The sequence below is a fragment of the Enterococcus moraviensis ATCC BAA-383 genome (assembly GCF_000407445.1).
Classification (GTDB): Bacteria; Bacillota; Bacilli; order Lactobacillales; family Enterococcaceae; genus Enterococcus_L; species Enterococcus_L moraviensis.
Map to the genome: position 1 here is coordinate 75,655 of NZ_ASWB01000004.1, position 13,062 is coordinate 88,716.

Consider the following 13,062-nt stretch of genomic DNA (forward strand, 5'->3'; position numbering starts at 1 on the left):
ATGAAATAAGAATCATTTACGTATCTTATTAGAGAAGAGGAGAAAAATGAAAGCAGAGATCATAGCAGTTGGTACAGAGTTGTTATTAGGACAAGTTGTCAATACAAACGCGACATTTTTATCAGAAGAACTAGCAGATTTAGGAATTGAGGTGTATTATCATACAGTTGTAGGGGATAACCCTAAACGTTTGGAAAACTTGTTAGGCGAAGCGGATCATCGGAGTGACCTGATTGTATTATGTGGAGGCTTAGGACCAACAGATGATGATTTAACAAAAGATACTGTTGCGGCACACATTCACCATACACTCGTCCAAGATGAGCAGGCGTTGGCTCGGCTCCATGAATTTTTTACTTTCTCAAACAATGCAATGACAGAGAATAATTTGCGGCAAACATTAATGATCGACGGAGGAATTGCGATTCAAAATCCTACTGGACTAGCCGTGGGGACGTTGATCACGAAAAATGAAACAACCTATCTGTTGCTACCAGGCCCTCCTAACGAATTAAAGCCTATGTTTCATCACAATGTACGCCCATTGTTAGAGGAACGTTTTCCGCAAGCAGAGCAGTTGATATCAAGAGTGTTGAGATTTTATGGTATTGGAGAATCGCAGTTAGTGACAGAACTTAAAGACTTGATCGATAACCAAACAAATCCAACGATTGCGCCTTATGCCAAACCGAATGAAGTAACCTTACGTTTAACTGCTAAAATTGCGGACGAAATGGCTGGACAACAGTTGTTAGATGATTTAGAAGCGAAAGTCATGGACACAGTAGGGGACTATTTCTATGGATATGGCGATGACAACAGTTTAGTAAACGTTACAGTGGAAGCGTTGAAAGAACATGGGAAAACTGTAACGGCAGCCGAGAGCCTGACAGCAGGTCTTTTCCAGAGTACTTTAGGGGACATTTCAGGTGTCTCAAAAGTTTTTAAGGGCGGTTTTGTCACTTATTCAGTTGAGACAAAAGAACAGTTTTTAGGGATAGATCCTCTATTGCTTAAAAAAGAGGGGACTGTTAGCGAGGCCTGTGCAATCGCGATGGCAGAGCAAGCAAGAAAATTAGCTGATGCGGATATTGCTGTATCGTTCACAGGCGTTGCAGGCCCGAATGAATTAGAAGGACAACCAGTTGGAACAGTTTGGATAGGGCTAGCAGAAAAAGGGCAGCCGACTGTCGCTGTGTGCCAACAGTTTAATCGTGATCGACGTTACATTCGTCAAAGTGCTGTAATGAAAGGCTTAGACCTGATTCGAAGAGCGGTCGTTAAGAAAAAATAAAAAGGCGAATGTTTGTTCGTTTTTCTCTTGCTTTTTTTAAATAAACCAGTTATGATGTATTTATTGAAAAGGAATTTAAATCGTTTATATATAAGGAGGATTATCGATTGGCAGATGATCGTAAAGTGGCCTTAGATGCCGCACTAAAAAAAATCGAAAAGAACTTTGGTAAAGGTTCAGTAATGAAATTAGGGGAAAAGATCGATCAACAGATTTCGACTATTCCTAGTGGTTCTTTAGCACTGGATGTTGCATTAGGCGTAGGTGGATATCCTCGTGGAAGAATCGTAGAAGTGTATGGACCAGAGAGTTCAGGTAAGACAACCGTTGCATTGCACGCTATTGCTTCTGTACAACAACAAGGTGGAACAGCTGCATTTATCGATGCAGAGCACGCTTTAGATCCTCAATACGCGCAAGCATTAGGCGTGAATATCGATGAATTGTTGCTTTCACAACCGGATACAGGTGAACAAGGATTAGAAATCGCTGATGCATTAGTTTCCAGTGGTGCAATCGATATCGTTGTTATTGACTCTGTCGCAGCCTTAGTACCTCGTGCAGAGATCGATGGTGAAATGGGTGCTAGTCACGTCGGACTACAAGCTCGTTTGATGTCACAAGCTTTACGTAAGCTTTCAGGCTCAATCAACAAGACGAAGACAATTGCGATTTTCATTAACCAAATTCGTGAAAAAGTCGGAGTTATGTTCGGGAATCCTGAAACAACACCTGGTGGACGTGCTTTGAAATTCTATGCGACTGTTCGTTTAGAAGTAAGACGTGCAGAACAATTGAAGCAGGGAACAGATATTATTGGTAACCGCACAAAAATTAAAGTTGTTAAAAATAAAGTAGCACCTCCATTTAAAGTAGCCGAAGTGGATATCATGTACGGTCAAGGGATTTCTCAAGAAGGAGAATTACTGGATATGGCCGTTGAAAAAGACATCGTCGATAAGAGCGGTGCATGGTATAGCTATAAAGAAGAACGAATTGGCCAAGGCCGTGAAAATGTTAAAGTTTACATGACGGAACATCCAGAAATGGTAGAAGAAGTTTCTAAACGTGTTCGTGATGCATTTGGAATCGGCGATGGAACAGCTGTCGTTGAAGAAGAACAAGCGCAAGAAGAACTTCTTCTTGATGATGAGGAATAAATAGAAGAAAACACAAACCAATGAGTGCTGTAAAAAAGCATTTTATTGGTTTGTTTTTTTGTACAATGATAATTCTTTCTGATGTATGAGCTGTTTCAGTCAGAAAGGGCTTTTTTAAGTTGACACACTGGTGCACAAACATTAGAATAAAGTTGTGTGCAAAACACGTATGCAAGTAGGCATATTGATAATTGATTATAGTTTATCAGAAAACTACATGAATATTGAAAATTTGAAGATAGTACGGAGGTGGAAACAATGGTTTTAGGAATTCTCCTCGCTATCATCGGTTTAGTTGTCGGTCTTGGTTTAGGGTTAGTCGTTGCAAAATCACGTCATGAAAAGGCTATAGATGGTGCAAAGTCCTCTGCAGAAGGCATAATTGAAAGTGCGAATAAAGAAGCAGAGACTCTGAAAAAAGAAGCTTTATTAAAAGCTATGGAAGAAAACCAGAAGTATCGGTCAGAAATTGAAAGTGAGTTGAAAGAAAGCAAAGTAGAACTTAAATCTCAAGAAAATCGTTTATTACAAAGAGAACAAACATTAGATCGCAAAGATGACTCTCTTGAAAAACGTGAAAACTCACTGGAAGAAAAAGAAGAGAAACTTGGTGCTAGACAGCAATTAATTGATGAGCGAGAAAAAGATGTAGAAGAACTAGTTGAAAAGCAACATCAAGAAATAGAACGTATTGCTTCACTATCTAAAGATGAAGCAAAAGATCTCATCATGAAATCTACAGAAGAAGAACTAAGTCATGAATTAACAGTAATGGTTAAAGAATCTGAACAACGCGCTAAAGAAGAATCAGATCGTAAAGCTAAAAATTTACTTTCTCTTGCAATTCAACGTTGTGCAGCGGATTCAGTTTCTGAAACAACTGTTTCTGTTGTGAGTTTACCAAACGATGAAATGAAAGGAAGAATTATCGGCCGTGAAGGACGTAACATTCGTACATTAGAGACCTTGACAGGAATCGACTTGATTATTGATGATACGCCGGAAGCAGTAGTCCTTTCTGGATTTGATCCGATTCGTAGAGAAATTGCTCGTATGACGCTTGAGAAATTGATTCAAGATGGCCGGATTCATCCAGCCCGTATTGAAGAAATGGTTGAAAAATCTCGTAAAGAAATGGATGAACGTATTCGTGAATACGGTGAACAAGCAGCCTTTGAAGTTGGTGCTCACACATTACATCCAGATTTAATCAAGATTTTAGGTCGTTTACGTTTCCGTACAAGTTATGGCCAAAACGTATTGAACCACTCGATCGAAGTAGCAAAATTAACAGGTGTCTTGGCAGCAGAAATAGGCGAAGATATTCAATTAGCCAAACGTGCTGGTTTACTGCATGATATTGGGAAAGCACTGGATCATGAGATAGAAGGTTCACACGTTGAGATTGGTGCAGAATTAGCTGCTAAATACAAAGAAAATTCAACAGTTATCAATGCAATTGCATCACATCATGGCGATGTAGAAGCAACTTCTGTTATTTCAGTATTAGTTGCAGCAGCAGATGCGCTATCAGCGGCTAGACCAGGTGCTCGTAGCGAATCGATGGAAAATTACATTCGCCGTTTAGAAAACTTAGAAAATATTTCTAATGGATTCGAAGGCGTTGAATCTAGTTTTGCCGTTCAAGCTGGTCGTGAAGTACGTGTCATGGTTAAACCAGATGAAATCACAGATTTAGAAGCTGTTCGTTTAGTTCGAGATATTCGTAAGAAAATTGAAGATGACCTTGATTACCCAGGTCACATCAAAGTAACGGTTATTCGAGAAACACGTGCAGTTGATTATGCAAAATAGTAAAAAAGCAATACGCTGAAGCGTATTGCTTTTTTTGTTTATATTAGAAAAAGTTCAGAATATTCTTAATAAAGCTGTCGCATGGTTTTAATAGAGATGAAAGGAGAAGTTTGCTATATTCTTTATAGCTTTTATTAAAATTGGGGGTTTTTTATATGAAATTAAAGAAAAGTGCCTTACTAGGTTTGGTCGCAGTATCAAGCATTGCTCTAGTAGCATGTGGTGGAAACTCTAAAGATGCCAGTGGCGGATCCGATAGTGGTGAAAAAGTATTTAGATTTATTGAAAGACAAGAAATGCCTAGTGCAGATCCTTCACTAGCAACAGACGAAGTGAGTTTTGTAGCATTGAATAATGTCTATGAAGGAATTTATCGTTTAGATAAAGATAGTAAACCTCAACCAGCTGGAGCTGCTGAAAAAGCAGAAGTTAGCGAAGATGGCCTAACATATAAAATTAAATTAAGAGAAGATGCAAAATGGACAGATGACGAACCTGTAACAGCTGCAGACTATGTTTATGGTTGGCAAAGAACGGTTGACCCAGCGACTGGTTCAGAATATGCATACATGTTTAACTCTGTAAAAAATGCTGAAAAGATTTCTAAAGGCGAAATGAAAAAAGAAGAGCTTGGAATAAAAGCGGTTGGTGACTATGAATTAGAAATCACCTTAGAAAAAGCAACACCTTATTTTGATTATTTATTAGCATTCCCTTCATTTTTACCACAAAGACAAGATATTGCTGAGAAATATGGAAAAGACTACACAACTGCAAGCGATAAATCGGTCTACAATGGTCCATTTACCTTAACGGATTTCGACGGACCAGGAACAGACACAAGTTGGTCTTATACTAAAAATGATAAATATTGGGACAAAGATACAGTTAAATTGGATAAAGTAGCAATCGATGTTGTGAAAGAAGCACCAACATCATTAAACTTATTCCAAGATGGACAAGCAGACGAAGTACCTTTATCAGGTGAATTAGCGCAACAAATGAAAAATGAACCGAATTACATCATTTTAAAAGGTGCCTCAACGTTCTACCTTGAACCAAACCAAATAGAAGACAACTCACCCTATCGTAATGTGAATTTACGTAAAGCATTATCATATGCAATTGATCGTAAAGCGTTGGTTGAACAAATCTTAGCAAATGGTTCAGCTGTTCCAACTGGGTTAGTACCAGAAGGACTAGCAGCAGATCCTAAAACAGATGAAGATTTCGCTAAAGAATCAGGAAACGAGATCGTTTATGACGTTGCAAAAGCAAAAGAATCATGGAAAAAAGCAAAAGATGAATTAGGGGTCTCTACTTTATCTGTAGATTTATTGATTGATGATACTGATAATGCGAAAAAAATGGCGGAGTATTTACAAGGGTCATTATCTGACACGTTAGATGGCTTGAAAGTATCTGTTAGCCCAGTTCCGTTTTCTGTTCGTTTAGATCGTTCAAACAAAGGGGACTTCCAAATCGCTGTTAGCGCTTGGGGTGCCGATTATGCAGATCCAAGCAGTTTCTTAGATTTGTTTACGACGGGTAATTCTTATAACCGAGGACACTATTCAAATCCTGAATATGATAAATTGGTAGAAAGTGCTGCAACAACTAATGCTAACAACCCAGAAGCACGTTGGAAAGATATGCTAGATGCAGAAAAAGTAATAATGGATGACATGGGTGTTATTCCTTTGTATCAAAAAGCTGAAGCGCACCTTCGTTCTGAGAAAGTCAAAGACGTTGTGTACCATTCAACTGGTGCAAAATATGACTTCAAATGGACATATATCGAAGATTAATAAGAAGAGAATGAAAGAACCTGAAACGTAACTTTTTTAGTTATGTTTCAGGTTCTTTTTTCTCTATATGACATTTGTCATATAGAACCATGACAAGATCATCTAACCATGCCCTCTGTATTCAGATAAAATAGGTACATAAGCAAAGGGGAGAAAGAAATGATTGCAATAACTAAACTTACCAAAATAATTAATAAAAAAACAATTTTAAACAATATTTCACTCGACGTGAATAAAGGGGAAATCATCGCCTTAGTTGGGCCAAATGGTGCGGGGAAAACCACACTAATCAATTGTTTAACGGGGTTGATCCACCCAACAACTGGTGAGATAAGTTTATTTGGAACGAACCCAAAACAGAAAAAAATCAAAAGTAAAATAGGTGTGATGCAACAAGAAAGCACGACATTAGAAAATGTTAAAGTCAAAGAGCTATTGACCCTTTTTCAAAGCTTTTATCCTAATCCGCTTACGTTAGAAGAGTTGTTGGCAATTACAGGCTTACAAAAGCATCAAGATACGTATACAACTAAATTATCTGGAGGTCAAAAACGTCGCTTAACTTTTGGTCTATCGATTATTGGTGACCCAGAGTTACTTATTTTAGATGAGCCTACAACAGGGATGGATGTAACGAGCCGTAAGCTCTTTTGGGAAAAGGTGACTGAGCTGAAAGAACAAGGAAAAACAATTATTTTAACAACGCATTACCTAGAAGAGATTGAACAGGTTGCGACTAGAATTTTATTAATGAAACAAGGCGCAATCGTTCATGATGGTACATTAGAAAGTATTCAGTCTGAAATGCTGCAAAATAAACTAAGCTTTCAATTACTAACGGATCATGATGAAGCAAAACTTGGTAATTTACCTTATATCTCATCTATCGAAAAAGAGGGAACAAAAGTAATTCTTTATACGTCAAATAGCGATGAAACACTCATAGAATTATTCGCAGCAGAAATCAAATTTAAGGATTTATTGATTATTCCAGGTAACTTAGAAACAGTTTTTAATACCTTAGTCGAGGAGGAGAGCAAATGAACGCATTAGTCGTACAAACGAAAACAGATTTAAATCGCTCTTTATTTAGAAGTAAACCTTTTATCTTTTTTTCATTAGGAATGCCAGTGGGCTTTTATCTGTTGTTTACCAAAGTATTCAATATGGGCGTGCCAGCAGAATATATGGCTGTTTTTTATAAAGACAGTATGATTCAAATGGCAACCTATAGTGTAATGATCAGTTCATTATTTTCCTTTTCAATGACCTTGATCGAGGACCGTAAGCAAGGGGTGAAGCAATTTTTACGATTGTCACCAATGCCAGAAAGTATTTATTATGCCAGTAAAATTTTGACTCAGTTTTTGATCAATAGTTTATTGTTAGTTGTCATTTTTTTTGTGGGGCATTTTGTGAATGGGGTTCAGATGGATTTTAGTGCGTGGCTAACTAGTGCTTTGTGGATTTTGTATGGTTGTTTACCAATTGTCGCATTAGCTACGATCGTAAGTCTTGTGAAAGATCCAAATACGGCTAGTGTACTGAACAATATGATCTTGATGCCGCTTGCGATCGTAAGTGGGTTGTGGTGGCCGATTGATATGTTTCCTGAAGTGATTCAAAAAATAGCGGCAGGTTTACCGACCTTTTATGCAGCACAAGGAGCAAAGCAGTTAACCGCAGGACAATTACCAGATGGTAAAGGAATATTTGTCATCTTCATTTATTTTGTAGGATTTATGGTATTATCAATATATCTGAATGGTCGTAAAGAAGAAGTAAAACGTTAGGAGTAAGTTATGATTGGCAAGTTTAGGTTGTATCCAAAAGAAGATGGGTTTGTTTCATTTATATGGTTGATTTTTATTTTGATCCCGATCATTGCAATGTATCCATATGATAATTTTGATAAGCAGTTAGCACTTTTTACACTAGGAATTTTCGTAGTGACCTATCGAAATTGTTTATTTAATGGGAAATGGTTTCCGTTTTGGATGGCGTTGATGTACGGAATATCATTGTTTTACACACTGTACTTTGGTTATATTTACTTGTTTATTTATCCAGCATGGATGATTGGTTTTATTCCGATGAAGAAACAAGCGTTTAAGTATTATTATATTGCGCTATTATGCACACTGACACCTGTGCCATTTAGTTTAAGTCGTTTGCCAGAATATGTGACACAAGATTTAAAAATCACGATTTTTGTCTATGGTTTCTTTATCTGCGCAGCACCTTTTGCAGGTCGTTCAATTCGTAAACAAGCAGAGTTGCGTAAACAAATGTATCAGTCTACCCAACGAATGGAATATGTGATTAAACAAGAAGAACGTTATCGAATCGCTAGAGATCTACATGATACGCTAGGTCAATCGTTATCGATCATGACAATCAAAACGGAATTAGCTGGGAAGTTGTTAGACAAGGATCGTGAGCTAGCAAAAAAAGAAATTGCAGAAGTCGCAGAAACCTCGAGAGATACTTTGCAAACAGTTCGGGAAATCGTTTCAAGTATGCGTCATGTATTGATTGCGGAAGAAATGATCACAATCGAAAAAAGTTTACGTGCTGCAAAAATCATCTTATCTACAGAGGGTGAAGCGTTAGCGAGAGAACTAGCTACAGATATTCAAAATACTGTGAGTTATTGTTTACGTGAAAGTGTGACGAATGTCATTCGACATAGCAAAGCGAGTCACTGCAAGATTACGATTGTAAAAGATGCTGATTCTTACTGTTTTATAGTGGAAGATGATGGCAAAGGAATGAACGGTTCTGTATGTGGTAATGGACTGACAGGATTACAAGAACGGATCGAAAGTGTTCGTGGGAAACTTGAATTTACTCAAAAAAATGGCACGAAGGTTCTCTTTACTGTACCTGTGGATATAAAAGAAGGAGACGTTCAATGATTAAATTAATTATTGCAGAAGACCAAGGGCTGTTATCCTCAGCTTTGGCAATGATTTTAGGATTAGAAGAGGATCTTGAAGTGGTGGGGATTGCTAAAAACGGTGTGGAAGCATTGGAACTTATTGAAAAACATAAACCAGATATTTGTTTAACAGACATTGAAATGCCTTTAAAAACAGGATTAGATTTAGCCGAAGAATTAAAAAATCAGAAACCAAACGTCATCATTTTGACGACATTTGCAAGAGAAGGCTATTTTGAACGTGCGGTCAAAGCGAACGTCTCAGGGTATCTTTTAAAAGATACCCCAACAGATGAGCTGATTGAAAATATTCGTGCTGTGATGAAAGGGAAAAAATTCTATTCACCTGAACTGGTAACAGGACTGATTTCACAACAAGATAATCCTTTGACTGAACGAGAGCAAGAGGTCTTGATCGCAGTCGGTGAAGGATTGTCTTCTAAAGAAATTGCAGAGAAATTATTTTTGACTGCCGGAACGGTAAGGAATTATATGTCTGAGATTTTGAGTAAATTAGATGCAAAAAATCGAATCGAAGCGGTAAGTATTGCAAAGGAAAAAGGCTGGATTTAATAAGTGAAACAATAATAATATTAAAAAACACTTTTTATTGATTAATTTTTTAATAAATATAGTTATACCAATTTTTTTTATGTATATATTCTTTTATTATATGAAAGTACCTACATAAAAAGGAGCTTATTCATGAAAAAGACAATCATTAGCTTATTTATTTTAGCTATGGCTATATTCTTATTGCCATTATCAAGCGACGCAGCCCAACTTAATTTTTACGATATTGATACGCTCAGTCCACAGGAACATGCAGCTATTATCAAAGACAGACCATCCATAAGTTTAGAACATGAGCAATATAATCTCATCTACCAAAAAGTTACTGATGTTTCTGAAATTGGTAAATCTTCAGAATCAGGAGATCAGATTGAGCAGAAAATTCTAAATTCAAAACCGAAGAATCAGACTAAATTGCCAAAAGCGGGGGAGCTTGACCAAACTAGGTTGTTATTATATGGGAGTGCTTTTATTACCATTAGTGTATTTGTTTTATACAAACGGAAAAAGTACAGTAAATTATTGCTTCTCATTATTATTCCGACAGCGATAGGCACGGCTTCAATAACGGCACTAGCAAAAGAAGAATCATTGATTCCAACACAGAATGTCTCGGTTTCTAAGGACGAGATAAAAGCAATTGATCCGGTTGTAATAGAAGGATACCAGTACGTCGGGTACTACCCGAACTTTGAGATGATCCCTCCGTCAGTCGAATCTACGGTCACAATTCTTTATCTAGATGAAAATAGCAATGCGCTTCACGAAGCAAAAACAATCAGTGGAACGGTCGGGGAAGCATATGATGTATCTACTGAACAATTTAGATTACCGATAGCCGACTATACCTTGAATGAGGACAAACTACCAAATAATTCAGTTGGTACCTTTAAAAAAGAGCCGCAAACGGTCATTTATGAATATAAAAAAGAACCTGCTGTAGAAAATGGAAAGGTAACGATTCAATACTTAGATCTGAATGGGACAGAGATTCAAACGCCTGACATCTTAAGTGGTGAGCTAGGGCAAGCATTTCACATTGAGCAAAAAGAAATTGCCAACTACCTTTTCGACCATAAATCGGGCGAATTAGAGGGCATATTTTTAAAGCAAGAACAAGTGGTTCAGTTCTATTATACGGATGAAGTAAAACTCACCATTCATTATCTAGATAAAACAAGCAAACAGCCGCTTTCTTTAAACTCACTGCCATTTTACGCGCCTTATTTAAAACCTGACGTGAGTGATATAGATGAGTACTATTATACAAATTCATACAATGGGAAAACATATGAACAAGGTGCTGTTGTGCCAACAGATCAACTCACTGTGAAAGTAGGGACGACTTATACACTTCCCAAAGAAATCAGATTTTTAATAACAAAACCGACTGGTGAGACAATGAATTCTTTTCAATTTCCAAAACCAGTTTCACCAGTGGGAGGTGGTCTGATCATGGCTATTGATAGCTATTCAAATTTCCTATACTTTCATGAAAAACCTGAATACATTCCTGTAAACTATACAGGAACTGCAGATCAGCTGGAAATAGATGTTACGTACGAATTAGCGTATATCCCTACTGCTATTCCCGAGCCATAAAGATAAAGTTTAGCCATGACAATTCGTCGTCTGTTCATACAAGAAATAAATCAAAGAGAAAGAAGCTTCTTCAAGGTATTTTGAAAAAGCTTCTTTCTCTTTGATTGAGATCATTCAAGGGCGTGGAGAACCAAATAAAAATAGCCCAGATACAATAAGTAATAGTTTTCCATATTGAGTGGCATGATTTCTACTTTTTGAACGAACTGTTGTTTTGCTGTTAAGTGTTACAAATTGAATAGGTGCGAGCAAGGTTTTTTTTCGATAAACAAAGATAATTTCTTGTGGCTCGTCAGTGAATTTTCCCTCCTGACTCGATGTGTTATTAAGTAACTCCCAAGGATGAGCAGTATCATTTTTTATGTAATAAATAATGGATGCAGGTTGAAAGATCAATAATACAATCGAAAATAAGATCATCATATATAAACTAAAAAATTTCATTTTTTTCATTTTCAAACTCCCTTAGTTCGATGACAATATCAGCAAATCTCGCCCAATCTGAAGGAGTAGGTGGCTGTTTCCAGATGATTTGTCGGCATGTGAGTTCTGTTATTTTATAATCTGAGATGGAGAGCTGAGTATCATTATTAAATCTAGTTTGAATAACGATATTCAAGTCACGAAAACGGTGTAAACTTTGGCTGATATATTCTGTGTAAGCATTCCCATGAGAAAAATCAATATAAATCGTGATCGGCTTACCTAATTGAGAAGACTCTAAGCACGATAAAATAGAAAACATAAAATCATAATAAAGTTTCGCTTGTTCATTTTTCGAAAGGTCTAAAGCTAAACAAAACTGATTTTTCCGAATAAACCTTAAAATCAGTTTATGTAATGGATTGTAAACTTCTGAAAAGTAGCTATATGCTGAGACATCTACAAAGGTTGTATAATTTTGCCTGAAAATAGATAAACCTAAGACTTTTTTTAAAAATAAGTGGTATAAATGTTTTCCCTGCTGTTTAGTTAATTGGAAAGAATTCGATAAGTGAGCGACTAATGCTTTAGCAGTTTCTTTTGTTTCTAATAATAAGTCATCATTGAATAGTAAGTCACAATCAAACATATCAGATACGAATAAGAATAGTAAAATATAATTGCTTTCTCCTTCTCCCTCTGAAGATTGCATCAGAACTTTTTTAAGCATTGCTATCTGAGAACCGAATTGTCGTTGTGTTTTTTCTCCTACTGTACAAAAATTCTCTTGTAAATGATGGTGATTTAATCTTCGATTTTGCATGATCTGAAGAAATAAAGCAAGTTTTCTTTTTTGAAGAAAACTTAAATCTAAATTGAAATAAGTGATCAACTGCTGTAATAATTGTTGTATTTTTTGTTCAGAATTGGTAAAAGGATAACGCTCCCCAAAGTAAAAATAGGAGATAATATCAAAAATGACCGAACGTACGCGTGTTTCAGGTCCCATTAATTTATTTTTCCGGATAGATAAACCTGCTTCTTTTAAATTAGCTAACACCTTATTTCGAATTTGATAAAAAGTCGTTTTAGCAATATGCTGTTCTGTTTGGAATTTTTTAATTGATTTTTCTTCTACCAATACTTCAATAAAAAAGCGGAATTTAGAAGATCTTTCGGCATAGCGATATTGCAATTCTTGAATCATATCATTTGATATTGGTTGAAAAACGATTTCATCGTAATATTCTTCAGAAATTCGAAGTTGAGGAAATTCGTTGTTTAACTCAACTAAATATCGTTCTAACAAAAATCTAGATAGGCTGGTTAATTCAAGCAATTTTTTCTTACTTAAAAATTGTTCGTTATACAGCTGTAGTATTTTTAACAATTGGGCTTTTTCTTTATCATCATCTTCTAAAAAATCTAAGTATTTCATTATTTCAC

At 36.4% G+C, this 13,062-nt stretch carries 11 protein-coding genes; 9 read left to right on the forward strand and 2 right to left on the reverse strand.

The annotated features are described in order from the left end of the window. The first annotated feature begins 46 nt into the window (after positions 1-46). The 9 genes from I586_RS13885 to I586_RS13925 all read left to right on the forward strand — a co-directional run bounded on the left by I586_RS13885 (position 47) and on the right by I586_RS13925 (position 11,193). The gene (locus I586_RS13885) at positions 47-1,294 is read left to right on the forward strand and encodes a competence/damage-inducible protein A (protein WP_010763501.1); all 1,248 of its coding nucleotides are present in this window, start codon (positions 47-49) and stop codon (positions 1,292-1,294) included. Between the two features lie 107 nt (positions 1,295-1,401). Beyond that, positions 1,402-2,454, forward strand: coding sequence for a recombinase RecA (recA, locus tag I586_RS13890; RefSeq protein WP_010763502.1), 1,053 nt, complete (start codon positions 1,402-1,404; stop codon positions 2,452-2,454). Positions 2,455-2,712: 258 nt separating this feature from the next. After that, positions 2,713-4,269 carry a ribonuclease Y gene (rny, locus tag I586_RS13895; protein ID WP_010763503.1) on the forward strand — a complete coding sequence of 519 codons (1,557 nt, stop codon included), beginning with the start codon at positions 2,713-2,715 and terminating at the stop codon, positions 4,267-4,269. Positions 4,270-4,424: 155 nt separating this feature from the next. Continuing rightward, entirely contained in the window at positions 4,425-6,077 is a 1,653-nt protein-coding gene (locus I586_RS13900; RefSeq protein ID WP_010763504.1) for a peptide ABC transporter substrate-binding protein, read from the forward strand. Positions 6,078-6,236: 159 nt separating this feature from the next. Next, entirely contained in the window at positions 6,237-7,121 is an 885-nt protein-coding gene (locus I586_RS13905; RefSeq protein WP_010763505.1) for an ABC transporter ATP-binding protein, read from the forward strand. Further along, entirely contained in the window at positions 7,118-7,870 is a 753-nt protein-coding gene (locus I586_RS13910) for an ABC transporter permease (RefSeq protein WP_010763506.1), read from the forward strand. The genes I586_RS13905 and I586_RS13910 overlap by 4 nt, the downstream gene beginning before the upstream one ends. A 9-nt stretch (positions 7,871-7,879) precedes the next feature. Further along, on the forward strand, positions 7,880-8,995 hold the full coding sequence (locus tag I586_RS13915; RefSeq protein WP_010763507.1) for a sensor histidine kinase: 1,116 nt from the start codon (positions 7,880-7,882) through the stop codon (positions 8,993-8,995). Beyond that, positions 8,992-9,591, forward strand: coding sequence for a response regulator transcription factor (locus I586_RS13920; RefSeq protein WP_010763508.1), 600 nt, complete (start codon positions 8,992-8,994; stop codon positions 9,589-9,591). Before I586_RS13915 ends, I586_RS13920 begins: the two co-directional genes overlap by 4 nt. 132 nt (positions 9,592-9,723) lie before the next feature. Continuing rightward, positions 9,724-11,193: a MucBP domain-containing protein gene (locus I586_RS13925; RefSeq protein WP_010763509.1), complete on the forward strand. Its 1,470-nt coding sequence runs from the start codon at positions 9,724-9,726 to the stop codon at positions 11,191-11,193. 114 nt (positions 11,194-11,307) lie between these two features. On the opposite strand, the gene I586_RS13930 is transcribed toward I586_RS13925, so the two are convergent. Then, entirely contained in the window at positions 11,308-11,646 is a 339-nt protein-coding gene (locus I586_RS13930; RefSeq protein ID WP_010763510.1) for a MucBP domain-containing protein, read from the reverse strand. Further along, positions 11,624-13,054, reverse strand: coding sequence for a helix-turn-helix domain-containing protein (locus tag I586_RS13935; RefSeq protein WP_010763511.1), 1,431 nt, complete (start codon positions 13,052-13,054; stop codon positions 11,624-11,626). The genes I586_RS13930 and I586_RS13935 overlap by 23 nt, the downstream gene beginning before the upstream one ends. Positions 13,055-13,062 lie beyond the last annotated feature (8 nt).